Below are 23,901 nucleotides of genomic sequence, written 5' to 3'. Positions count from 1 at the left end.
GGGCCTTACGGATGTACCCGTGGCGGCAAGCTGTCCTATATGACGCCGTTCACACATTCTGCCTCAGGCCAGAGACAAAACCTAGAAACCGCGTCACATAATGTCAGTAAGTATCCATTACAGATAGTCTTTTAGCAACTTCTCGACTATTTTCACCGCGTTCAACGCAGCCCCCCAACGGACATTATCGGCAACGCTAAAATAGCTCAACGCCCCGCCCGCTTCCATCTCTTCACGGACCCGGGAAAGTCGCATTACAGGCTCTCCTTCCACCATCGCCACTGGGGACATGGCTTGCGGATCATCACTGTCCTGCACCGACATATCGCCACCGTCATCCCACAGGGCATGGCATTGCGCTGCCGACAGCCCTTGCATGCTACGTACGGTGACACTCTGCCCGTATCCATAAAAAACCGGTACTCGCACCGTGGTGACCTGGATGGACAGGGGCTGATCCGCCAGAATACGGCGGGTTTCCAGCATCAATTTCAGCTCTTCGCTGGTGAAACCGTTTTCCTGAATCTGACCACTCACCGGCAGCACATTGAAGGCGATCTGGGCCTGAGCCGCCTCACTGGGAGACAGGCCATTGAGCAGACGCACGCTTTGCTGGGCCAGCTGATCCACGCCGGCCTTGCCGGTGGCGGACGCCGCCTGGAACTGGGTCACCACCACGTCCTGCAGGGGGCCCAGTTCGGTCAGCGGTTTCAAGGCGCGCAGCAACTGAACCGTGGACGCATCAGCGCAGGCCACCAGGTTTTGCTCCCGGGCATGGGCCAGCATCTCGTCGTTCACATCGGCCACGACCAGCGGAATGTCCGCCTCATAACGGTAGGCCGGTGACAGATCCACCACCACCGCGCCGGACTCTGCCGCAGCCGGCGCCAGGGCCTGGCTCACCGACGCTCCCGCTGCAAACAGCGCCACTTCCACCTGAGAGAAATCAAAATCCTCGGCGGGGCGCACTGTCAGGGTTTTGCCGGCAAACGCGATCTTGCTGCCGGCGCCATTTTCGGAAGCCAAAACAAAAAGCTCGCCGACCGGAAATTTCCGATCAGCGAGCAGTTTGATGATGGCCTCTCCGACCAGGCCGGTTGCACCGACGATGGCCAGATTGATAGACCGATCCATCACTTACCTCTATTTGGCGCTTAGCGCTCGAGAAGAATTCGCAGCATACGGCGCAGCGGTTCAGCCGCACCCCACAGTAGCTGGTCACCCACGGTAAAGGCATTGAGGAACTCGCCGCCCATGTTCAGCTTGCGCAGACGGCCCACAGGAATCCCCAGCGTACCGGTCACGGCAGTGGGTGTGAGATCCCGCAGCGTGTCTTCCTTGGTGTTCGGCACCACTTTCACCCAGTCGTTGGACTTGGCAATGATGTCGTTCACTTCGTCCATGGGCACATCGCGGTTTAGCTTCACGGTAAGCGCCTGGGCATGACAACGCATGGCACCAATACGGACACAGGTGCCATCCAGGGCAATCGGATTGCCGCTACGACCGAGAATCTTGTTGGTTTCCGCCTGGGCTTTCCACTCTTCCTTGCTCTGACCGTTCTCCATTTCCTTGTCGATCCAGGGCAACAGGGAGCCGGCCAACGGGAAGCCGAAATGTTCACGAGGCATGGCATCACTGCGCATGCTTGCCGCCACCTGGCGATCGATATCCAGAATGGCACTGGCCGGATCGGCCAATTTATCGGAAACATCGCCGTGGATCTTGCCCATCTGGGCAATCAGCTCACGCATGTTCTGTGCACCAGAACCGGACGCAGCCTGGTAGGTCTGGGCACTGGCCCATTCCACCAGCCCTTCATTGAACAGACCGCCCAACGCCATCAACATCAGGCTCACTGTGCAGTTGCCGCCAACAAAGTCCTTTGTGCCACTATCCAGAGCAGAATCCACCACGGAACGGTTCACCGGGTCCAGCACAATGACGCTGTTGTCCTGCATCCGCAGCGTGGATGCTGCATCAATCCAATAGCCATCCCAGCCCGCTTCACGCAGCTTGGGGTAGACCTCGCTGGTGTAATCGCCACCCTGACAGGTCACGATCACGTCCAGCGCTTTCAATTCATCAATATTCTTGGCATCGCCCAGGGCCGGAATATCCTTGCCCACGTCCGGGCCTGCCTGTCCAACCTGGGAGGTCGAGAAAAAGACCGGTTCGATATCTGCAAAATCATTTTCGGCAGTCATGCGCTCCATCAATACGGAACCCACCATGCCACGCCAGCCGACAAAACCGACTTTCTTCATTAGAAACTGTCTCCTGAAAGGGTTGCCCTTTCTATCAGTGAATCAATGCGCGTGTTGCGCCTGTGCGTCATGCCTCAGTCATGCTTGTGACAAAGCATCAGCAACGGCGCTGCCCATTTCTTCGGTGCCCACTTTGCGAGTGCCCTCGGTGTAGATATCCGCAGTACGTAGCCCCTGATCAAGAACACGCTCTACAGCGGCTTCAATGGCATCAGCCACATCACCACGCTCCAGGCTGTAACGCATCAGCATGGCCAGCGACATAATGGTCGCCAGCGGGTTGGCGATGCCCTGGCCGGCAATGTCCGGTGCCGAGCCGTGGCAGGGTTCGTACAAGCCCTTGCGGTTTTCATCCAGCGACGCGGAGGGCAACATCCCGATGGAGCCGGTGAGCATGGCGGCTTCATCGGAGAGAATGTCACCAAACAAATTGCCGGTGACAATCACATCAAACTGTTTCGGCGCACGCACCAGCTGCATGGCCGCGTTGTCGACATACATGTGTGACAACTCGATCTCCGGGTAGGCCTTTGCCTCCTCGGTGACCACTTCTTTCCAGAGTTCGGTGACTTCCAGCACGTTGGCCTTGTCCACCGACAACACGCGCTTGTCACGTTTCATGGCCAATTCAAAGGCCACTTTCGCGATCCGGCGCATTTCCGACTCGGTGTAGACATAGGTATTGAAGCCCACACGCTCGCCGTTTTCTTCCTTGATACCGCGAGGCTGACCGAAATAGATGCCGCCGGTCAGCTCGCGCACAATCAGGATATCCAGCCCGGATACCACTTCCGGTTTCAGGCTGGAGGCATCCGCCAGTTGCGGAAACAGAATCGCCGGGCGCAGGTTGGCAAACAGCTCCAGTGACGAGCGCAAACGCAACAGGCCACGCTCGGGGCGCTTGTCGCGTTCAATGGTGTCCCATTTCGGACCACCAATGGAGCCGAACAAAATAGCGTCGGCGGCACGGGCTTTTTCCAGCGTACCTTCCGGAAGCGGGTCATTTTCCGCATCCACCGCTGCGCCCCCGACCAGGGCTTCATCCAGCTCCACCTCGAGCCCGAACTTCTGCTTGGCCACGCTCAGCACCTTGACCGCTTCTTTCACGATCTCCGGGCCAATACCGTCACCGGGCAACACCAACACCTTGCTCATTACTGCTTCCTGTCTACTACTGCCCTTGCGGGCGATTAAAAGTCTTTGGTTACCAGAACATCATCGGGCGCGGACGCCTTTACCAGCTCCAGGGTGTAATCTTTCTTGCCCTCAGCGGCACTGATGCGAACCTGATAGATGCCACCTTGTGCGAAGTTGTGGCGGAACTTGCCGAAACGAAGAATGCCCGCCTGGTCGGCAAACACTTCCACCGAATGCTTACCGGCTTCAATCTGCACACTCTGTGCACCCGCTTGCTCAGCAATGCGCTCGCCATCCACCTTGAACAGGGATGCCTTGGCTTCACTACTGGTGGGCATTTGCCAGCCGGCGTCTTCGCCCTGCGCTGTCGGGGCCGACAGCTGGTTATCCACGCTCAACGTGGCCGCCTGCTCTCCGGTGGGGGCGTCGTACATGCCCGTGGAAGCACAGCCAGCCAGCATCAATACCGAAACCAGTGACAGCGAAAGTAAACGCAACATACAACCTCCTTGGTTATTCTTTTAATGGTCGGCAAAAACCCAGGGTTCGCGCTCCATGCGACCTTTCTCGTAAGCACGAATCGCATCCGCTTCATTCAGGGTCAGGCCAATTTCGTCCAGACCGTTGAGCAAACAGTGCTTGCGGAACTCATCAATCTCGAAAGGCAGCGCCGCCCCGGATTCGGGAATCACCTGCTGGCCTTCCAGATCAATAGTGAGCCGGTAGCCTTCCTTGCCGTTAACAGCCTGAAACAGGGCTTCCACGTTATCTTCCGACAAGACAATGGGCAATAAGCCGTTCTTGAAGCAGTTATTGTAGAAGATATCGGCAAAGCTCGGAGCAATGATCGCCTTGAAGCCGAAATCCATCAACGCCCAGGGCGCATGTTCACGGCTGGAGCCACAACCAAAGTTGCGACGGGTAATCAGAACACTGGCTCCCTGAAAGGCAGGCAAATTGAGCACAAAGTCTTTATTTACCGGGCGAACACTGTTGTCCTGGCCAGGGGAGCCTTCGTCCAGATAACGCCACTCATCAAACAAATTAGGCCCGAAACCGGTCCGTTTGATGGACTTGAGAAATTGCTTGGGAATGATCTGGTCGGTGTCCACATTGGCACGATCAAGCGGGGCAACCAGGCCATCATGACGCACAAACTTTTCCATGGTGTTGCTCCTTATGCCTGATCGAGTTCGCGAATATCAACGAAATGGCCTGCCACCGCTGCTGCTGCTGCCATGGCCGGGCTCACCAGATGCGTGCGGCCGCCGTTACCCTGGCGCCCTTCGAAGTTACGGTTCGAGGTGGAGGCGCAGTGTTCGCCGGCTTCCAGTCGATCCGGGTTCATAGCCAGACACATGGAACAGCCCGGTTCACGCCATTCAAAACCGGCCTCAACAAAGACCTTGTCCAGGCCTTCTTTCTCCGCCTGCTGCTTGACCAAGCCGGAGCCCGGCACTACCAATACCTGCTTGACGCTACCGGCCTTCTGACGGCCCTTGGCCACTTCCGCCGCGGCGCGCAAATCTTCGATGCGCGAATTCGTGCAAGACCCGATAAAGACCCGGTCCACCTTGATATCCGTCACCGGCATGCCTGGCGTCAGGCCCATGTACTCATAAGCACGGGTCATGCCGGAGCGTTTGACTTCATCGCTCTCCGCCGCCGGGTCCGGCAAGTTGGCATCCACCGGCACCACCATTTCCGGGCTGGTGCCCCAGGACACTTGGGGCTTGATGTCCGCCGCATCAATGTTGACCTCCTCATCGAAGCGGGCATCGGCATCAGAGACCAGCGTACGCCAGTACGCTTCCGCCTTGTCCCAATCTGCACCCTGGGGTGCAAACGGGCGGCCTTTCACATAATCGATGGTCACATCATCCACCGCCACCATGCCCGCACGGGCGCCGGCTTCGATGGCCATGTTGCAGACCGTCATGCGCCCTTCCATGCTCAAGCTGCGCATGGCACTGCCCGCAAACTCAAGCGCGTACCCGGTGCCGCCAGCGGTACCAATGACGCCAATGATGTGCAGCACCACGTCTTTCGCTGTCACGCCCGCGCCAAGCTCACCCTCAACCGAGACGCGCATGTTGTTCATTTTCTTGGCCACCAAGGTCTGGGTCGCCAACACATGCTCTACCTCACTGGTACCAATACCGTGGGCCAGGCAGGCCAAGGCACCGTTGGTAGAGGTGTGGGAGTCACCACAGACGACGGTCATGCCGGGCACGACGGCCCCCTGTTCCGGCGCCATCACGTGCACGATCCCCTGGCGCACATCACCAATTCCGAATTCAGTAATACCGAATTCACGGGTGTTGTCTTGCAGTGTCTGCACCTGAATCCGCGAGGTATCGTCAGCAATATCGGCGGCACTCTTGAACGGCGTCGTCGGCACATTGTGATCAATGGTCGCCACACTGGCACTGGTACGCCACGGCTGACGGCCCGCCAGACGCAGGCCCTCAAACGCCTGCGGCGAGGTCACCTCATGGATGATCTGGCGATCAATATAGATCAGCGCAGAGCCATCTTCGCGCTGGGTAACGAGGTGGGCTTCCCACAATTTGTCATAGAGGGTCTTGCCTGCCATGCCTTTCTCCTGAAGCGTAGCGTAGTGCCGCAGCGTATTGTCACAACTATAGGCGGGTTTATCACTGGGGCTGGTTTCTCACTGGTAATTAATGTAGAACTACGCCATCAATAAATCCAATTCATATTTTTCATTTTTAAGATAACCAATTATTATCCCCCGTACCGACACTGTGGATGCCCCGGGAATGATCGACACCCCAACGCTAACCGCCTTTATGGCCGTTGCCGAAACCGGCTCATTTTCTGCCGCGGCTGAGCGCCTCTACATCACTCAGCCCGCCATCAGCAAGCGGATTGCCCTGCTGGAGCAACAGCTTGAGGCCCGCCTGTTTGACCGCGTAGGTCGCCAGATTCAGTTGACCGAAGCCGGCCGTTCGCTCCTGCCACGGGCACGCCAGGTACTGATGGACGTGGAAGACATGGCCCGCGCCATCCACGATCTGTCCGGGGAAGTGGGGGGCAAACTGCGAATCGGCACCAGCCACCATATTGGACTGCACAGACTGCCGCCGGTTCTACGCCAGTTTTCCCGGGATTACCCGCTGGTGAAACTGGATATCCATTTCATTGATTCCGAAGAAGCCTGGGAAGGCGTATTGCACGGGGAGCTGGAAATGGGGGTGGTCACCCTGCCACCACAACCGGATGAGCGCCTGCACAGCGAGGTGATCTGGAACGATCCACTGGTGTTCATGTGCGCCCCGGAGCACCCACTGGCCAAGCAGGAAAACCTGACCCTGGAAGCCTTCACCGATCACAGTGCCATCCTGCCTTCACCAGTCACCTTTACCCGCGGTATCGTGGAGCGGCTGTTTGATGAGCACAACCTGAAGCTGGATATCGCCATGTCCACCAACTACCTGGAGACCATTCACATGATGGTGTCCATCGGTCTGGGCTGGAGCGTATTGCCCGCCACCATGGTAGATCGAGGCATGGTGCAGCTACCCGTGGACGCTCCGCTGCCACAGCGCCAACTCGGCGTCGTCACGCATCCGGCCCGCAGCCAGTCCAACGCGGCGAAAGCCTTCCTGCGCGCCCTGCGCAGCCAGATTGCCTGAACAAAAGGCAGGCGGCTGACCCCAGCCGCCTACCGTGGCGACCGGGTAGCACCGCCGGCAATCAAAAGCGAAGCCGCTACCGCCGCCACCGCCGACGCCACAAAAAACAGCAGCACGCCCCATTGCTCCCACAGCAACCCCGACAAGCCAGCTCCGGCAGCCCAACCGGCCCCAAAGCCCAGGCTGGAGTACAACGCTTGCCCCTGACCCGCCAGCGCTTCCCCAAACTGACGGTGCACCCAGGCAATACTGGCTGCATGGAAGCTACCAAAACTGGCCGCATGCAGCAGCTGGGCCAGCGCCAGCAGCCACAGGGAATCGCCAGCGACACCAATCATCAGCCAGCGCAGCGATGCCAACAGCAAACTGGCAACCAGAAGCCAGGGAATATGAAAGCGTGCCAGCAGGCGATGCATGACCAGGAACAACCCTACTTCCGCCACGACACCCAGGGACCACAACAAACCGACAATAAATTTGCTGAAGCCCAGAGCCTCCAGATAGATGCTGTAAAAGGTGTAATACGGCCCGTGGGACAGCTGCATCAGGAAAGCCGCCACCAGAAACAGACTGACCGCCGGGCGACACAGAATCTGCCACACCGATTCCCCCTGCTCCCCGGCTTGCGCTCGCGGGGCATTGCCCGCGGGCAGGGTCAGCGTTCCCAGCCAGAGTAGCCACAACAGGCCGCTGAGCACCCAGGGCAGCACTCCCGTGCCCACCCGGTCGAGGACTTCGCCGAGCACCAGCACCGCCACGATAAAGCCCACCGAGCCCCACAGCCGCACATGGCTGTAGCGGTGTGACTGGCGCCCCAGAGATTGCAGTGTGAGCACTTCGAACTGCGCCAATACCGCATTCCAGAAGAAGCTGAAAGACACCAGTAACGCGGCCATGGACCAGAATGTGTCCACCCAGAACACGGGCAGAAATACGATGGCCGCCAGCAGGTTACCGGCACGAATGATACGCAGGCGCTGACCGCTACGATCAGCAAGCCAACCCCACAGATTCGGAGCGCCGATTTTGGTGAGCTGGGGAATGGCCATCAGACCGCCGATGGCGGCCGCACTGAAGCCCAGGTCTTTCAGGTACAGAGACCAATACGGCACCAGGGTGCCGAGCAGGCCGAAGTAAAAAAAGTAGAAGCCGGAAAGGCGCCAGTAATAGGGCATGAAAGAGGAACCTTGCTCTTGGCTGAAAGCCTGACGCCTGACTCCAATCAGTGTAAGTGCGCAGCTAAGTCACCAGGCACGAAGCTTTATCTTTGTCAGGCATCCAGCATCTGGCGTCAGGCGTTACTTACCCCGGAATCGGTGCAAACGGCGGCACCACGTCCCCATTCTGACCACGATGGCGCAGATAATGATCCATCAGCACGATAGCCAGCATGGCTTCAGCAATGGGCGTGGCGCGAACCCCGACACAAGGATCGTGGCGACCCTTGGTCACTACCTCGGCGGGCTCACCGTCCAGCCCGATGCTCTTGCCGGGAATCAGAATACTGGAAGTGGGCTTGAGCGCCATGGCCACGCGAACAGTCTGCCCGGAACTGATGCCGCCCAGTACGCCACCAGCGTGGTTACTCAAAAAACCGTCCGGGGTCATTTCATCGCGATGCTGTTCGCCGCGTTGATTCACCACCGCAAAGCCGTCACCGACTTCCACCCCCTTCACCGCATTGATGGACATCATTGCCTTGGCCAGATCCGCGTCAATGCGATCAAAAACCGGCTCGCCCCAGCCGGGCGGCACGCCATCGGCAAACACTTCCACGCGGGCGCCGATGGAAGAGCCGTCTTTGCGCAGTGCATTGATCAGGTCTTCCAGGGCCGGCACCTTGCTTTCATCCGGGAAGAAGAACGGGTTCTTGTTCACCACCGACCAGTCACAGGACTCGGCCTTCACATCACCAATCTGGGTACAGCCACCATAGATACGGATGCCCAGGCGCTGCTCCAGGAATTTGCGGGCAATGGCGCCGCCGGCCACGCGCATGGCCGTTTCCCGGGCAGAGGAACGTCCGCCGCCGCGGTAATCGCGGAAACCGTACTTCTGGGTGTAGGTGTAATCCGCATGGCCAGGACGGAAAGTGCCAGCGATGTTGGAGTAATCCTTGGATTTCTGGTCGGTATTCTCGATCAGCAAGCCAATGGACGTGCCGGTGGTCTTGCCTTCGAACACCCCGGAGAGAATCTTCACCTGGTCCGGTTCACGCCGTTGGGTGGTGTAGCGGCTGGTGCCCGGCTTACGACGGTCCAGTTCAACCTGCAGGTCCGCTTCACTGATTTCCAGGCCCGGGGGGCAGCCGTCCACGATAGCGCCCAGGGCGGGACCATGACTTTCACCGAAAGTGGTAATGCGAAAACGCTCACCGAAACTGTTACCGGACATGCTGCCCCTCTTGAAAAATTAATAAAATCAATCTATTACCAAAAAAACCGCCAAATCGCTTCAGGCTGACAAAGGTTCTTGCCGCATCGCTGACTCAATCAGCCAGAAGATCATCTCGGTATTCTAGCAGCTGCGCGCGGGTAAGCATGAACACCCCGTGCCCGCCTCGCTCGAATTCAAACCAGAAGAACGGCACCTGGGGCCAAGTCTGCAACATGGCTTCCCAACTGTTGCCCACTTCCACGATCAATACACCCTCTTCAGTAAGCTGATCCGGTGCATCCAGTAACAGTTTGCGCGTGAAATCGAGGCCGTCATCACCGGATGCCAACGCCAGCTCTGGCTCATGGCGGTACTCGTCCGGCAAACTTGCCATATCCTGGGCATCCACATAGGGCGGATTGGAGACGATCAGGTCATAGGGGCCATCCACCGCGGCCAGCCCATCGGATTGTAGCGCCCGTACCTGTTCCGCAAGCCCGTGGCGCTGGATGTTTTCCTCGCATACCGCCAATGCCTCAGCACTGATATCACTGCCATCCACCTGCGCATGCTCAAACGCGTAGGCACAGGCGATCGCGATACAACCACTGCCGGTACACAGATCCAGCACCCGATGCACTCGGTCAGGATCGACCCAGGGCGTAAAAGATTGCTCAATCAGCTCAGCCAACGGCGAGCGCGGTATCAGCACCCGCTCATCTACATAGAAAGGCAGGCCGCAGAACCAGGCTTCATGGGTCAGATAAGGAACCGGCACGCGGTCATTCACCCGCTTGACCAACTGACTCACATAGCCACTGATTTCAGAGGGCAGTAAACGGGCATCGAGAATCCGCGGATCACTCTGCAGCGGCAACGCCAGCTGGTGCATCAACAGGGCCAGGGCTTCGTCCCACGGGTCGTCATTACCGTGACCATAGAACACCCCGCCACTGCGCAACATGCTTTCCCCAAAGCGCAGACAGTCACGGACTGTTTGCAGGGTGGCCATGGCCTCATTCTGTTGTTGCGAACTGATCACGCATCCACCTCCACCGGCACTCCGCCGACAACACGCTGCTGACAACTGCGCCGATCACCCTTGATCCTGCACCGTTGACGCACACCCGTAAAAAGAAGCGCTGAAGATTAGCACAGAATCGGTTATAAAAGCCTGTCACGCTTGCAGTAAAAGGACAGTAATGAGTGCGGTTACGGTAACGCAGGAGGGCCCCTTCGCCCTGGTCGAGCTAAAGAAAGGCACCCAGGTGGACATGCGCGTTCAATTGTCCATTTACCGCCAACGGCTGCGTTTGTTCAATCAGCACCAGCAGCGTAAACAGCTCACCATTTACGTCGGCCATATCAAAGGACTCGATTACACCGCCGCCCGCTACTCCTGTGGTGAGGATTTTGCGCAAATTACCGAAGCCAAGGCCATGGTGCTGGAAAGCGTACTCAACCGGACCTATGCCAATATGATGCTGAAGCTTAACAAACCGGCCTTTCCCGTTTACATTTGTGGCAGCATCAGCCAGGCCAAGGAGTGCCTTCTCAAACATCACCCACAGGAGTGAGCACTATCTGGTTATTAAAGACAGAACCGGATGCCTTCAGCATCGATGATCTGCGCAACAGCAAGAATGCCACCAGCGGCTGGGATGGCGTGCGCAATTACCAGGCTCGCAATCGCCTGCGTGACGAGATGAAAGCCGGCGATACCGTACTGATTTATCATTCCAGCTGTGCGGTTCCCGCCATTGTTGGCGAAGCCCGCGTCACCAGCGCCCCCTACCCCGACCCGACCCAGTTCGACCCCGATGCGGATGGCTATGATCCACGCAGCACTCGCGAAATGCCCCGCTGGTATCAGGCCGATATACAGTTCGTCTGCCACTACCCGCAGCCCTTGACGCTAAAACAGATCAAACACCATCCCGAATTTGCCGACATGGAGCTTGTGGTGCGGCCTCGCCTGTCGGTACAGAAAGTGTCCGAGCGGCAGCTCCAGCTCATCCGGCAGATGGGCCAGCCCGTGGACGCCACCGCATAGGGCACGTTGCGCACCACAAAAAACCCCAGCACCACAACAGGGCACTCGTTAAGACAAAAGAACTACAAAACCCCTGATTCCGTCGGCCTTACGCACTGGCACAGCGGTTGCAATCCCCTCTCATAATCAATAACGAATGGGATTCACCGCTATGCTGTTGCGACGCTATCACTGGCTTTCTCTGCTGATTCTTCCCGGGTTCGCTCACGCCGATACCCTGACTGCCACCGATACCGTCTGGATTGCCATCGCCGCGGCGCTGGTGTTTTTCATGCAGGCGGGCTTTGCACTGCTTGAGAGCGGCCTTAGCCGGGCAAAGAACTCGCTGAACGTGGTCATGAAGAACTACATGGACCTGTGTGTTGGCACCCTGGTGTTCTGGGCCGTGGGCTTCGGGCTGATGTTCGGCACCAGCACCAATGGCTGGTTCGGGCAGGATCAATTCATGCTCAACCAGGCCGATGACAGCACCTGGGTCATACTCCTGTTCCAGATCATGTTCGCGGCTACTGCCGCCACCATTGCCTCCGGCGCCATGGCGGAACGCACCCGCTACGTGGGGTATTTGTGCGGCGCCGTGGTAATTACCGGCCTTATCTACCCGTTATTCGGCAACTGGGCCTGGAACAGCAATGGCTGGCTGGCCCAGATGGGCTTTATCGATTTCGCCGGCTCCACAGTGGTCCACAGCATCGGTGGCTGGTGCGCACTGGCCGGTATTATGGTGGTAGGCCCGCGCTTGGGTCGTTTCGATAGCCAGGGCAACCCGCGCACTATTCCCGGCCATAACCTTTCCTATGTGGCATTGGGCGGCTTCATACTCTGGTTCGGCTGGTTTGGCTTCAACGGGGGCTCCACCCTCTCTGCCAGCGTGGATATCGCCAAGGTGAATCTGAATACCCAGCTGGCCGCCGCGGCCGGTGCCGTAGGCAGCGTCATCTATCGGATGGTAAGTCGTCGCCCGATACTGCTGACAGAAACCGTGAATGGCAGCCTGGCGGGGCTGGTGGCGGTGACCGCCGGCTGCGCCGTCATGGCACCCGGTTTTGCCGTCATCACCGGCCTGGTGGCCGGCGCGCTGGCGGCCTTCGGCGCCCGCATTCTGCTCGCCTTCCGCCTTGATGACGTGGTCGGCGCCGTTCCTGTGCATGCCTTCGCTGGTGCCTGGGGCACCCTGGCTGCCGGTCTGTTCTACGACGGCGACCTGTTCAACGGCCAGCGCGTGATGGTGCAACTGCTGGGCATAATAGTGGCATTCGGCTGGGCATTCTTCACCGCACTGATCATGTACATGCTGGTATCCATTCTGGCAGGCCTGCGGGCGCCGGCGCTGCACGAACAACGGGGTCTGGACCTCAGCGAGCACGCGGAAACCGGCTATCCGGAATTCCCTCAGAACACGCTCTACAACAGTGATACCTACAACGCAGACAAAGCCCGCGGGCAGGAGCTGCGTCCATGAGCCCGGCAGCTATTAACCAAAGCCTCCAACGTCGGCGACGCGCTATCGTCACCGGCCTGGCGCCCTACATGAATGAGCCGGTACTGCTGGAGGCGATCAGCCACTGGCAGCTGCATTACGCGGAACGACCGAGCTTTTCCCTGCAAGGCTTTGTCAGCGATCTATGCCGGCTGTTCGACCTGGCCGAGCGGCGCCACCAGATTCACATGAGTTTGGTACAAGCGATGACGCTGTCCGACAGCGAACTTGCCGCCGATCCATTGGCCAACAGCAATGACAACCACACCGAAGCGCACCCGTGCACCCATGCGTTTCAGTGCCTGCTGCAGGCCCTGTGGCAGAGACTTGGCAAACGGGCAGCTACCCAGTTACAGCTTGATCTGGGGGCACAACTGCGCCATGCCAGTGTTAGTGCCGAAACCCGACTGACCATGGAATACTGGCTGCAATCACCGGACAAATCACTAAGCCCCCTGCCCCTGGCCAGCTTGCGTGACCAACTGAACCGCACCTATGTCCTGTTATGCGAACAGCTGGGGCCTGTCGAAGCGGATCGGCAACTCAAGGCTGCTTACCAGGCAACTCTGGCCCTGCTGGATGACAAGGAGGCCCTGCAATCCCTGATGTAGCACTGCCCCGCTGTGCACAGAGACAGGATCAGGTACTCTCAGGAATGGAATGAGTAAAGGCACGGGTAACCATTGATGGTCACCAGGGGGGAGACAGTGAAATTACACCACCAGATATTCATTGCCATGCTCGCCGGCGCACTGGCAGGCAGTTTCACCGCCGAATCCAGCACCCTGTTCGGGCTACCAGTGCTCGGTGGCTACGATCTGGTGGGAACCCTGTTTATCAATGCCCTGAAAATGGTCGTCATCCCGCTGATTGTGACGGCCATTATCAACGGCATGGTGGGCGTCGGTGATGGGCAGAATCTGGGCCGGATGGGCCTGAAAACCGTTGCCCTGTACATGACCACCACCCTGGTAGCCGTGCTGATCGGCCTCACTGTGGTCAATCTGTTCAGCCCCGGCATTATCAATGATCAGCCCGCCCGGGAGTTACTCGGCCTGGCCACGGAAACCGAGGATGCGCTGGCTAAAATTGAAGGCCGCGGGGCCGGTGATTTCACCGACATCCTCCGCCAGATGCTGCCACCCAACCTGATAGCGGCGGCAGCCAACGGGCAAATGCTGGGGCTGATCGTCTTTTCACTACTGTTCGGCTTTTTCCTGCGTACCGAGCGCTCGCCCTCCGGCCAAAGCCTGCGCAATATTATCGACGGCATTTACCAGGTAGTGATGAAAATCACCATGCTGGTCATCCGCTTCACCCCGCTGGGCGTCTTTGCCCTGATCGCCGCGACCGTAACCCGCACCGGCATGGATGCCATCGAGCCACTCGCCTGGTTCTTCCTCACCGTACTGGTAGCACTGGGCCTACATGCTTTTGTTTTCATGCCGATCCTGATTGCCCTGGCAACCAAGCGCTCACCGCTTCGCCATATCCAGGCCATGATGCCCGCGCTACTCACCGCATTCTCCTCTGCCAGTTCGGCCGCAACGCTGCCTCTGACCATGGAATGTGTGCAGAAACGCTCCGGGGTATCGACACGCACCAGCAGCTTCGTGCTGCCGTTGGGCGCCACCGTCAACATGGATGGAACCGCCCTGTATGAGTGTGTAGCGGCCATGTTCATCGCTCAGGCCTACGGCATGGACCTGTCGCTGACCACCCAGTTCATGATCGTGATCACCGCTCTGCTCACCTCCATCGGCGTGGCCAGCATTCCCGCTGCGTCACTGGTGGCGATTACGGTGATTCTTGGCGCCATCGGCCTGCCGGCGGAAGCCATCGGGCTGATTCTGGTCACCGACCGCGTACTGGATATGTGCCGCACGGCGGTCAACGTCTGGGGCGATAGCGTGGTCACCGTGGTGCTGGCACGGAGTGAAGGGGAAGAACAGGTGTTGTCGCTACCGGTCTCCGAGATGGAAACGGTAACGACAACCGCCGGACATACGGACCGAGATGCAACCGTCAGTGAACAGCCTTAAAATGCGTGTGCAGACCCGCTATTATCCCAGTCGCGCTTGATGGCAACAGCAGCACTGCCAATCACAGGCACCATGAAGGCAAACGCCAGCATTGCGGAAAACAGGTTTTCACCGTTGTTTTCAAGGCCTGAAACGAGCAAAACCGTTACGGCAACCGCAATCATCAGGGCCAGGGTATCTTTGAACAAACGTGAGAATAAAGTCATAACAATTGCTCCCTTTAATGCTTTATGTGAACACATGTTAACTTTATAATTCACCAAGTCAACACCTGTTCACAACATTATTTTTGCTTCGCTTCTCGCCTATGGAGGCACGTTGAAACAATCGCCCACCCTCCTTATTACCCACGGCTGCAGTCCACTCGGCCAGGCCTTGGCCCGTGCTGCCGCCGGCCACTACCGGGTTGCCATCGCCAGTGACGACACACGCACCGGCAGTGCGCTGTGCCGCAGCCTGCATGAAGACGGCCATGAAGCCCTCTTCATCGAGACAACCACGGGGAATGCTCAGGATATTCAACGGGGTATAAATCGGGTTCTGCGCCGCTGGCAGCAGTTGGATGTGATCATTAACCTGCCTGGAAACCTGCTGGTAGGGCCTTTTGAAGCCACCCAGGAACAACAGTGGCAAACGCTGGCCAGCGAGCAGAACATGCACGTCGTGCACAACTGCCAAAGTGCCCTGACGGCCATGAAGAAGCAGGGAAACGGAAGAATTATTAATGTGGTGCCCGATTGCGGTTTACTGGCCGGACCGCTGACATCCGCAAGCAGCAGCACCTACGCAGGTATTGTCGCCCTCACCGAAAGCCTGAACAGCGAACTGGCCAGCGGCCCGGTCAACGCCACCCTCATCGCACTGCCCCTTTACCGGGAGCTGTCTGAACAGCTGGATGCCACGGACCCGCTCAGCCAGGCCCGCTTTGAACGCAAGATCCGTGACAGCCTGGATACTGCGCAGTCCCTGAGTGCCGATATCATGGCAATGCTGGACAAAGCCGAGAGCGCAGCAACCCTGCACCTTCCCTCAGCGCCTACCCGGGCGCACTGGCGCCTTAAACGCTGGTTCAGAAAACGCTGGGATAACAAAATGCAGCAACGCGGACAGCGCTATCGCCGCAGGGAGCCCGAACCGTAAACCGGGGCTGGCGCAGGCTGCTCAAGAACGCATTGGCACCGCGATAACAGACTAGGCAAAGGTCTCCACATAGCGCAGCGTATGCCGGTAATCCCCCGCCAGAGCATCATCAATTTTCGGTGCGACCAGCGATACCAGTTTTTTGCCCACCAGCGGCACCGAACTGCTTATTTCCACTTCGGTATGCTGAACCGCTTCCTTGTCGTCCCCGGTGAGTACCATGACACCACTGATTTTCATGGGAACATTGCCCAACTCAAACCGGTACTCGGCCTGATAGCGGCCGGCCTGTGTGGTGGGCGTCCAGAGAAATTCTGTCAGCAAATCCGCGCTTTCCGGCAAGAAACGACGTGCCATGGACGGCACCTTGTCTGTGCGTATTTCGATGGGCTGGATCAGCTGAATCAACTTTCCCCGCGACGTATCCTCAAAGGCGCCAAAACGGTAATTGTCCACCTTGCTCCATTCGTAGCGTGTCTCATAAAACGCTTTGCTCGTCAGGATTTCGTAAAGCCGGTCCACACCGATGGGGTACTGGCGGTCAACCATTACTTTCATACTGTCTCCTGCCCTGAGGCCACCCGCTTCATTAACTGTAACAGCGGTGTCAGCTGGCGTTTCAAATCCGGCAAGGCACTGACAACGGGACGGGATTTCCCCGCACGCAACAGCGCCAATGCCTGTTCAATCGTTAATATGGGGGCCGCGTCATCCACCGACAAGGTGGTGTCAGCATCATCACTGAGTACCGCACCCGGCCCCAGGTTGCGGGCCTGTTTCAACTGTTCATCCAGCGTCAGCTGTACCTGACGCGGCGTCAATCCCGCATGAGCAGCCGGGGTCTGAATAATCACAGTCAGAGGCAAACGCTGCACCTTGCCCCGAAACTGAAAGGCCAGCTTTTCGCTGACTTTCAACGCTCGTTCCACAAACCGTTTGGCGCCCGCCGGCCCGGCACTAGGCAGGAGCACAGTAAATTGCGCCACGCTGCTACGCGCCAGAGAATCTTCCTTGCGGATCACTCCCCGCAGTGATTGCGCCAACTTCAACAACACCATATCCGTTCGCTTTTTACCAAGCTGTACGAAAAGTTGATTGAATTGGTAAATCTCCAGTTGCACGACTGATAGCTTGTACTGCTGGCGCGCGGCCAATGCCAGCTCCTGGCGCAAGCGGTGCTCCAGATAACGGCGGTTGCCAAGCCGGGTCAGCGGGTCAATCATTGCCTGCTTGGCCAGCTCCTTGCGCTCGTTCTGGTAATTGGCATGGGCTCTGGCCCGGGCCAGCAAATCCGTGGAATTAAACGGCTTGCTGATAAAATCCGTTCCTCCCAGGCGCAGCGCTTCTGCCCGGGCCTCTTCATCATTTTCCGCACCGGTAACAATGATGACCGGCAACCCAGCGATACCTTCATCCTCACTGGTGCGAATTTTTTTCAGCAATGCAAAGCCATCCATCTCCGGCATGGCCAGGTCAGAAAACACCACACTGATGGACGGGTTGTTGGTAATCATGGTCCAGGCCTGGAGGCCATTTTCAGCCACTTCGACACGAAACTCGCCACCGAGCATCTTGTCTGCCGCCAGGCGCATTACCTTGGAGTCATCCACAAACAGTAGTAAGGGTTTAGGCGCCTTATCCATGATTGCCGGTTTCCTTTTTCAAAAGCGCCAGCGCCCCCTGCGGCCCGGGCTCACGCCCGCGCACATAACCATAAAGCCGTGACCGGCGCTGACAGAAGTCCCCCCGCGCAATAGCAGGCAAATAGTGTTCGTTGAGAAGATGTCCAGGCCGTGCTGCCATGCAGTAAACCGTACCTGCGGTGCTATCAAGATGGGAAAGAATGCCCAATTGGGCGAGGTAATCGCGTCCGTTGGCAAAGTGCTCCACATACGGCACCGGGTGCCCTGCTGCCAGAGTCAGTTGCGGATCGATATCCAGGCTGTCGGCCACGCCGCCGATGCAATACAGCTCCAGCTTCTTGACCAGAGGGCGGGTACTGGGATGGCGCAACAGTTTGCGAACGATGTAGCTGGCAACAATGGAACCTTGAGAGTGGCACACCAGCACAACGCGATCATTGTTTTCCAGTGCATCCACCAGAATGTGCATTGCTGGCCGTGACAGCTTGCCATCCTTGCGCAAGGTTCTGGCCGTAATCGATTCCGCCACATCGCGCAGCAATCCCCAGGTTGGGGTATGAATCAGATGCACCGGACGCCCAAACAAGCGGGCAATTTCTGACGCATTCAGTAACGCCACCGGCCCCGCTGTGCCCATGCCATTAATGAAGAACCAGCGGCTGCGCGTGTTCTCACGTATTGCCCTGGGCGGGTGACACACCAGCGTACCCTGGCTGATGGATTCCCGGGTAGCGGGAACCAGCAGTTGCAGCAAGGAAAACAGGGCTTCACCGCGACTGGAATAGGACGACCAGGAAAGTTCGGAACGAATACCTGGCTCATCCCCTGCCGGCATGACCATGCGGGGAATGTCGGTGAGGTGATTCAGGCTAAGGCGCAGATCCCGACGGATGGCGGAACGGTTATCTACGATGTGGCGTAACCACTGCCGGGGACGGTGCAACATCTTCCTGCCCTGCCTTTCTATTCTGTTTTTCTTATGTACCGAGCGTGTGTGTTTGCGCTCATGTCGGAGAATGCGCCTGGGGAGGCACTAACGCCGTCGACACACCACAATACGACACAGTACGACGAAATCAGCAGATCAAGAATAACAGGAAATCACCAAAGAGAGATCACAGAAGTGCAAAGCCGGGAAAAAATCCAGTGAACCGTCAATGCTTTTGCTTCACCGCCCCCTGCGTAAAACTGCCCGCGGCCCGTCGTTTACACAAACCGCAGGCAAAGCCGGTCAAACGAAATACATCAGCAACCATTCAGCGGCCAGCGCAGGTTTGTCTTCACCTTCAATATCGACCGTAAAGGCAAACTTGAGTAACCACTGCCCTTCCCGTTTCTCGGCAGTTTCCAGCAAAGTGGCACGTGCGCGAATACGCTTGCCTTCTTTCACCGGGGCCATGAATCTCAGCTTGTCGAAGCCATAATTCATCGCCATTTTCATGCCTTTGGGCATCAGGAAATCGTCGATGGAGGCCTGCAGATACGGTAGCAAAGACAAGGTCAGGTAACCGTGGGCGATGGTGGTGCCAAACGGTGTACTGCGGGCTTGCTCCGGGTCCACGTGGATGAACTGGTGATCCAGAGTGGCATCAGCAAAGGCATTGATGCGCTCCTGATCGATCTGAAACCAGTCTGAAGCACCCAATTCCTTGCCAACGTAATCAGCCAATCCTGCCGCTTCAACCACTTTCATTATACTGCTCTCCTGACGGAATCTGTCTCGATTTCTTCCGAGGATAACCGCACAGCTTCACAGCACCATGACCGATTAAAACCGGATCAATGCATACCCTGGTGGTTTTGGTCAGTCTTCAATGATTGCATCCGTGGCGCAAAGAAAATCGTTAATGCTGGCGGCTACGCTTTCCGGTGCTTCCATGTGCAAATGATGGCGCCCTGGCAATCGCACAATCGAAGCCCCCTCCAGCCAGCCCAACCGGTGATCGAACATGCCATTCCCACCCATGCCCTGCTCGCCAATGATCAGGCAGGTAGGCGCCTTGATGGCTCGTATAAAGCCTTCGACCTGTTCTTCAGTGAGGCGCAAAAAGGAGGTGAGCCGCAGGCGACTATCCGCCCGCCAGGTCCACCCCCCTTCCACCGGCATCAAGCCTCGCTCGCTCAGGAGCGCAGACGCTTCATGGTTCAATCCACCAAACCCTTTGGTACGCGCCTCAATCGCATCCTCTACACGGGCATACACCGGCTTGCGCTTTCCGGCCAGGGAAGCAGAATCATCCAGCGCTTTACGCAGGTTGGTAGCCACATCTTTGCCATCCGTACTCGGCGGCCCCAACCCTTCGATCAGCACTAGTCGGGATACCCGTTCCGGGCAGGCCGCCGCGAACAGGCAGGCAATCCCCGCCCCCATGGAGTGACCCATCAGGGTAAAACGCTCCCAGCCCAACTGATCCACCACGGCCAGCACATCACGAACATGATCCACCAAATGGGTGACCACACCATCGGGACGGTGGTCGGAATGACCATGGCCGGATACGTCCAGCGCCAGCAGCGGCCGTTTCATATACGTCGATAGAGGCGAAAATGAAGCCGCGTTATCCAGCCAGCCATGCAAGGCCAGCACTGGCTCAGCAGTTTCACCGTCGTCACGGCCCGTCCATTCGAGCGCGCTGAGCGTCTGGCCGTAGACACTGAATTTTCGTTCGATGGCGTCCATGCTTCAGACTCCCTTTGGTTGCAATTCATCCAGCAATTCCCGAAACAGCACCAAGGTCTGCTCAGGTTTTTCCAGCGGATACATGTGCGAGCCCTCCGCAATGCGATGCAGCATGCGATGGCGTTTCACGTGGCGCTTGGCACTGTCATGGAAGGGTGACGGGGAATCCTTGCCGGTTACGATAGCGCCCGGCACTTTCAGCCGCGGTAACCGGGTTGCGTTTGTCGGGGTATGGCGGAAAATTTCCACTTCCACTTCCGGCCGAAAACGTAGACGCCAGCCGTCTTGCCAGGGTTCCACACCGGCTTTCAGGTAATCGGACAAACAACGGGGATCGAACGCCTTGAACAGCCCGCGGGAAGAAAAATAGCTGACCACGGAATCCCAGTCAGGCCAGTAATCCAGGCGCCCACGGCTTTTACCTGCCGGGGTCACTTTATCGATTTGCCCCGTCAGTTTTGCTGCGTGCATCAAGGCCCCATGCAAACCATTCATCATCGGTGGGTCGAGCATGATCAGGCAGGAAAACCAGTCCGGATGGCGCTGGGCCACCAGGTACATCAATACCGACCCCAGCGAATGCCCCGCCCCCACGATGGGTTTAGGCAGCGGCGCCAGCTGAGCCTCCAGTTCCAGACTAAGGCTGTGCCAGCCATCATCCACCGGGAAGGCAGGATCATGGCCGACTCGATCCAGCACCAGCAACTCGTAGTCATCAGCAAGCGGCTCAAGAAAAGTGTCGTAACTGTGGCCAGGTATGCCATTGGCGTGTGCAAAGGCAAGCACCTGCCGCTGGCCTGATTGTTCAGGCATGAACTCTCCCTGGGGCCAGGGTGTCCGGCCCAAACAAAAGGCACATCATAGCGGTACTGGCAACAGCGACACCATGGCCGATAACGCCATACATCCTGGCGAGGCATATGCGGCCGGTGCTTTTCAGGTAGTGTACAATGCCGGCACGAAGGAGGCGCTATGACCCTGATTTCATTCAACATCAACGGTATCCGTGCTCGTCTGCATCAGCTCCAGGCGGTGATCGACAAGTACCAGCCCGCACTGATCGGCCTGCAGGAAACCAAAGTCCACGACCCGGAATTCCCGGAGCAGGCGGTTCGGGATATGGGCTATCACCCCTATTTTTTTGGCCAGAAAGGCCACTACGGGGTGGCATTGATTACTCGTGAACCACTGGAATCCGTGCAGTACGGTTTTCCCACTGACGAGGAAGATGCCCAGCGACGCATGATCATCGGCACCCTGAAACATAGCGACGGCAGCCTGATCACCGTACTCAATGGTTATTTCCCGCAAGGGGAAAACCGCGAACACCCGACAAAATTTCCGGCCAAGAAAAAATTCTACGAAGATCTGCAGCATTATTTGATCAATCATCACCAGCCCAGCGATCAGGTCGCGGTGATGGGTGATTTCAATATTTCCTCCACCGATCTGGATATCGGGATCGGCGAAGCCAACCGCAAGCGCTGGCTGCGCGAAGGCAAAACCAGCTTCCTGCCGGAAGAGAGGGAATGGTGGGAGCGACTAGTGGGCTGGGGGCTGACCGACACTTACCGTCATCAGAACCCCTCCATCGATGATGTGTTCTCCTGGTTCGACTACCGTTCCAAAGGCTTTGACCGCGAACCCCGTCGTGGGCTGCGTATCGACACCGTGCTGGCCACCCAGCCGCTCATGGCCAAGCTGGATACCACCGGTGTGGATTACGATATGCGTGGCATGGAAAAACCATCGGACCATTGCCCGGTATGGGCACGTTTCAACGGCTGAACAGGGGCTTCCCATGAAGATCAGGCTGCACCCAGAGAAGCTGAAAGCCAACCTGGATACCGTTGGCTTTATCATCGACCTGGGCATGATTGTGTTGGTCATCGCCAATCTGGGCCTGATCCTGTTCGACTGGTTGTTTCAGGTGCCTCCCGTTCAGGAACTGCTGGCGTCACTGACGCCGGCATTCCATGACTTTTACCGGGACACCATTCACAACGATTTCCTGTTCTACGACCTCTGCTTCGTGGCGGTCTACCTCACCGAGTTCACTATTCGCTGGATCGTCGCCATCGCCCGTCGCACGTACCATCGCTGGTTCTTCTACCCCTTTGCGCACTGGTACGACCTACTTGGCTGCATCCCCGTGGGCAGCTTCCGCTGGTTGCGTATTCTGCGCGTCATCAGCCTGCTGTTCCGGCTGCAGCGCATGGGTATCGTCGACCTGTCGCAAACCTGGCTGGGGCAAACGATCCTCAAGTACTACGGCATCGTTGTGGAAGAAATCTCCGACCGAGTGGTGGTCAATGTGCTCAGTGGCGCTCAGCGAGAAATTGGTGGTGGCAGCCCCCTGCTCCATCGTATCGAATCCCAGGTCCTGGCTCCGCGCAAGGAGCAACTGGTGAGCTTTGCCGCCGCCCGCATCGCCAACGCCACCCAGAAAAGCCATGGCCAGTATCGCGATCAACTGGCCGAGTACTTTTCTCACCTGACCGACGAATCCCTGGTGCGCACCCAGGCAGGACGGCGCCTGGCCGCCATCCCTGTTGCTGGTCCCCGAGCCATCGCCCTGCTGGGCGATGCCGTGCGTGAAACCGGCAGCGCCTTCGTGGACCAACTGGTGGATGACCTGGCCTCCCCCGCCAATCGCCCGCAACTGGAACAGCTGCTACACGACCTGATCAACGCCGCCGGCGGTGAAGGGGAGCAACTGGATGCGTTGGTTCGCGACACCCTGCTGGACGTCCTCGAGCAGGTAAAAAGCCAGGTTGCCGTTCAGCAGTGGAAGCTTGAAGAAGGAGACGAATCAGTAAAAAGTTGATACGCTCGTGTCAGCTTAAAGTATCAACTCAGGCACGGTACGGACCACAGCATGAACAGCATCTCCCCCACTGGTGACGACGACCTCCAGCTCCCCGCTTCCCGGGTGCTTCTGGTGGACGACACCCCACAGAACCTAGTCGCCCTGGAAGTGGTGCTCGAGGACCTGGATTGCCAGGTGGATAGCGTTAGCAGTGGCAACGAAGCCTTGTCCAAACTGCTCAAGGAAGACTACGCCCTGGTCCTGCTGGATGTGCAGATGCCCGAAATGGATGGCTTTGAAGTCGCGGGTATCATGCGTTCTCACAAGCGCACCCAGAACGTGCCCATCATCTTTGTTACCGCGATCTCCAAGGAAACCCGCTTTGTGCAACAGGGCTACCGCAGTGGCGCGGTGGATTATCTGTTCAAGCCCATCGATCCCCAGCTCTTACAAAGCAAGGTGTCGTTTTTCCTTGGTCTTGATCAGCAGAAAAAACGGCTGGAAGCCAAATTAGCGCGCGCACGCCGATCAGAGGCAGAAATGAATGCCCTGTACGGTGAGCAACCGGAATAGCCCCCGGCTATACTGCGACGGTCAGGACGACCTATAAAAAAT

General features: G+C 57.8%; 26 protein-coding genes. 10 read left to right on the top strand and 16 right to left on the bottom strand.

Features of this window, described 5'->3' with window-relative positions:
* Positions 1–117 precede the first annotated feature (117 nt).
* The 6 genes from CL546_RS10685 to leuC all read right to left on the bottom strand — a co-directional run bounded on the left by CL546_RS10685 (position 118) and on the right by leuC (position 6,000).
* Entirely contained in the window at positions 118–1,134 is a 1,017-nt protein-coding gene (locus CL546_RS10685; protein ID WP_290494817.1) for an aspartate-semialdehyde dehydrogenase, read from the bottom strand.
* A 20-nt stretch (positions 1,135–1,154) separates the two neighbouring features.
* A complete protein-coding gene (asd, locus tag CL546_RS10680) occupies positions 1,155–2,267 on the bottom strand; it encodes an aspartate-semialdehyde dehydrogenase (RefSeq protein WP_007150277.1) in 1,113 nt (370 codons plus the stop codon).
* A gap of 78 nt (positions 2,268–2,345) precedes the next feature.
* Entirely contained in the window at positions 2,346–3,422 is a 1,077-nt protein-coding gene (gene leuB, locus CL546_RS10675) for a 3-isopropylmalate dehydrogenase (protein WP_290494814.1), read from the bottom strand.
* 35 nt (positions 3,423–3,457) lie between these two features.
* The gene (locus CL546_RS10670; RefSeq protein WP_290494812.1) at positions 3,458–3,904 is read right to left on the bottom strand and encodes a hypothetical protein; all 447 of its coding nucleotides are present in this window, start codon (positions 3,902–3,904) and stop codon (positions 3,458–3,460) included.
* Positions 3,905–3,925: 21 nt separating this feature from the next.
* Positions 3,926–4,570 (bottom strand): 3-isopropylmalate dehydratase small subunit, encoded by a 645-nt coding sequence (leuD, locus tag CL546_RS10665; protein ID WP_290494810.1) that lies wholly within the window; start codon positions 4,568–4,570, stop codon positions 3,926–3,928.
* Positions 4,571–4,581: 11 nt separating this feature from the next.
* Positions 4,582–6,000 (bottom strand): 3-isopropylmalate dehydratase large subunit, encoded by a 1,419-nt coding sequence (gene leuC, locus CL546_RS10660; RefSeq protein ID WP_290494808.1) that lies wholly within the window; start codon positions 5,998–6,000, stop codon positions 4,582–4,584.
* A gap of 187 nt (positions 6,001–6,187) precedes the next feature.
* Here leuC and CL546_RS10655 point away from each other — a divergent pair, with 187 nt between their 5' ends.
* Positions 6,188–7,063 carry a LysR family transcriptional regulator gene (locus tag CL546_RS10655; RefSeq protein WP_290494807.1) on the top strand — a complete coding sequence of 292 codons (876 nt, stop codon included), beginning with the start codon at positions 6,188–6,190 and terminating at the stop codon, positions 7,061–7,063.
* 29 nt (positions 7,064–7,092) lie between these two features.
* On the opposite strand, the gene CL546_RS10650 is transcribed toward CL546_RS10655, so the two are convergent.
* The 3 genes from CL546_RS10650 to prmB all read right to left on the bottom strand — a co-directional run bounded on the left by CL546_RS10650 (position 7,093) and on the right by prmB (position 10,481).
* Positions 7,093–8,238 carry an MFS transporter gene (locus CL546_RS10650; RefSeq protein ID WP_290494806.1) on the bottom strand — a complete coding sequence of 382 codons (1,146 nt, stop codon included), beginning with the start codon at positions 8,236–8,238 and terminating at the stop codon, positions 7,093–7,095.
* Positions 8,239–8,365: 127 nt separating this feature from the next.
* The gene (gene aroC / locus CL546_RS10645; RefSeq protein WP_290494805.1) at positions 8,366–9,457 is read right to left on the bottom strand and encodes a chorismate synthase; all 1,092 of its coding nucleotides are present in this window, start codon (positions 9,455–9,457) and stop codon (positions 8,366–8,368) included.
* A 94-nt stretch (positions 9,458–9,551) separates the two neighbouring features.
* Positions 9,552–10,481 (bottom strand): 50S ribosomal protein L3 N(5)-glutamine methyltransferase, encoded by a 930-nt coding sequence (prmB, locus tag CL546_RS10640; RefSeq protein WP_290494803.1) that lies wholly within the window; start codon positions 10,479–10,481, stop codon positions 9,552–9,554.
* Between the two features lie 160 nt (positions 10,482–10,641).
* On the opposite strand from prmB, the gene CL546_RS10635 reads away from it, so the two are divergent.
* The 5 genes from CL546_RS10635 to CL546_RS10615 all read left to right on the top strand — a co-directional run bounded on the left by CL546_RS10635 (position 10,642) and on the right by CL546_RS10615 (position 15,014).
* Positions 10,642–11,016 carry a DUF7793 family protein gene (locus tag CL546_RS10635; RefSeq protein ID WP_007149949.1) on the top strand — a complete coding sequence of 125 codons (375 nt, stop codon included), beginning with the start codon at positions 10,642–10,644 and terminating at the stop codon, positions 11,014–11,016.
* A complete protein-coding gene (locus CL546_RS10630; RefSeq protein WP_290494840.1) occupies positions 11,013–11,492 on the top strand; it encodes an EVE domain-containing protein in 480 nt (159 codons plus the stop codon). The genes CL546_RS10635 and CL546_RS10630 overlap by 4 nt, the downstream gene beginning before the upstream one ends.
* Positions 11,493–11,628: 136 nt before the next feature.
* Complete coding sequence (locus CL546_RS10625; protein ID WP_290494801.1) at positions 11,629–12,954, top strand: ammonium transporter; 1,326 nt, start codon at positions 11,629–11,631, stop codon at positions 12,952–12,954.
* Positions 12,951–13,583, top strand: coding sequence for a hypothetical protein (locus CL546_RS10620; protein WP_290494799.1), 633 nt, complete (start codon positions 12,951–12,953; stop codon positions 13,581–13,583). The genes CL546_RS10625 and CL546_RS10620 overlap by 4 nt, the downstream gene beginning before the upstream one ends.
* A gap of 96 nt (positions 13,584–13,679) precedes the next feature.
* Complete coding sequence (locus tag CL546_RS10615) at positions 13,680–15,014, top strand: dicarboxylate/amino acid:cation symporter (RefSeq protein ID WP_290494797.1); 1,335 nt, start codon at positions 13,680–13,682, stop codon at positions 15,012–15,014.
* Here CL546_RS10615 and CL546_RS10610 read toward each other — a convergent pair.
* Positions 15,011–15,274 carry a hypothetical protein gene (locus CL546_RS10610; protein ID WP_290494795.1) on the bottom strand — a complete coding sequence of 88 codons (264 nt, stop codon included), beginning with the start codon at positions 15,272–15,274 and terminating at the stop codon, positions 15,011–15,013. The two genes, CL546_RS10615 and CL546_RS10610, sit on opposite strands and share 4 nt — an antisense overlap.
* Positions 15,275–15,332: 58 nt before the next feature.
* Here CL546_RS10610 and CL546_RS10605 point away from each other — a divergent pair, with 58 nt between their 5' ends.
* Positions 15,333–16,154: an SDR family NAD(P)-dependent oxidoreductase gene (locus CL546_RS10605; protein ID WP_290494793.1), complete on the top strand. Its 822-nt coding sequence runs from the start codon at positions 15,333–15,335 to the stop codon at positions 16,152–16,154.
* A 51-nt stretch (positions 16,155–16,205) separates the two neighbouring features.
* Here CL546_RS10605 and CL546_RS10600 read toward each other — a convergent pair whose 3' ends face one another.
* The 6 genes from CL546_RS10600 to CL546_RS10575 form a co-directional block, all read right to left on the bottom strand.
* On the bottom strand, positions 16,206–16,712 hold the full coding sequence (locus CL546_RS10600) for a DUF2505 domain-containing protein (RefSeq protein WP_290494792.1): 507 nt from the start codon (positions 16,710–16,712) through the stop codon (positions 16,206–16,208).
* A complete protein-coding gene (locus tag CL546_RS10595) occupies positions 16,709–17,797 on the bottom strand; it encodes a GGDEF domain-containing response regulator (protein WP_290494790.1) in 1,089 nt (362 codons plus the stop codon). Before CL546_RS10595 ends, CL546_RS10600 begins: the two co-directional genes overlap by 4 nt.
* Entirely contained in the window at positions 17,790–18,743 is a 954-nt protein-coding gene (locus CL546_RS10590; protein WP_290494788.1) for a hypothetical protein, read from the bottom strand. The genes CL546_RS10595 and CL546_RS10590 overlap by 8 nt, the downstream gene beginning before the upstream one ends.
* A gap of 285 nt (positions 18,744–19,028) precedes the next feature.
* Positions 19,029–19,490: a MaoC family dehydratase gene (locus CL546_RS10585; protein ID WP_290494786.1), complete on the bottom strand. Its 462-nt coding sequence runs from the start codon at positions 19,488–19,490 to the stop codon at positions 19,029–19,031.
* Between the two features lie 111 nt (positions 19,491–19,601).
* The gene (locus tag CL546_RS10580) at positions 19,602–20,477 is read right to left on the bottom strand and encodes an alpha/beta fold hydrolase (RefSeq protein WP_290494784.1); all 876 of its coding nucleotides are present in this window, start codon (positions 20,475–20,477) and stop codon (positions 19,602–19,604) included.
* 3 nt (positions 20,478–20,480) lie between these two features.
* Entirely contained in the window at positions 20,481–21,290 is an 810-nt protein-coding gene (locus tag CL546_RS10575; protein WP_290494782.1) for an alpha/beta fold hydrolase, read from the bottom strand.
* 159 nt (positions 21,291–21,449) lie between these two features.
* On the opposite strand from CL546_RS10575, the gene xthA reads away from it, so the two are divergent.
* Genes xthA through CL546_RS10560 form a run of 3 tightly spaced genes read left to right on the top strand, consistent with a single transcriptional unit; the run spans position 21,450 to position 23,859 of the window.
* Positions 21,450–22,265 (top strand): exodeoxyribonuclease III, encoded by an 816-nt coding sequence (gene xthA / locus CL546_RS10570; protein ID WP_290494780.1) that lies wholly within the window; start codon positions 21,450–21,452, stop codon positions 22,263–22,265.
* Positions 22,266–22,278: 13 nt separating this feature from the next.
* A complete protein-coding gene (locus tag CL546_RS10565) occupies positions 22,279–23,304 on the top strand; it encodes an ion transporter (protein WP_290494778.1) in 1,026 nt (341 codons plus the stop codon).
* Positions 23,305–23,355: 51 nt separating this feature from the next.
* Positions 23,356–23,859, top strand: a complete 504-nt coding sequence (locus tag CL546_RS10560; RefSeq protein WP_290494776.1) for a response regulator — start codon at positions 23,356–23,358, stop codon at positions 23,857–23,859.
* The last annotated feature ends 42 nt before the right edge of the window (positions 23,860–23,901 follow it).

The sequence above is a fragment of the Alcanivorax sp. genome (assembly GCF_002726155.1).
Taxonomy (GTDB): domain Bacteria; phylum Pseudomonadota; class Gammaproteobacteria; order Pseudomonadales; family Alcanivoracaceae; genus Alcanivorax.
The sequence above is the reverse complement of the archived record's forward strand: the minus strand, read 5'-3'. Positions and strand labels throughout refer to the sequence as shown.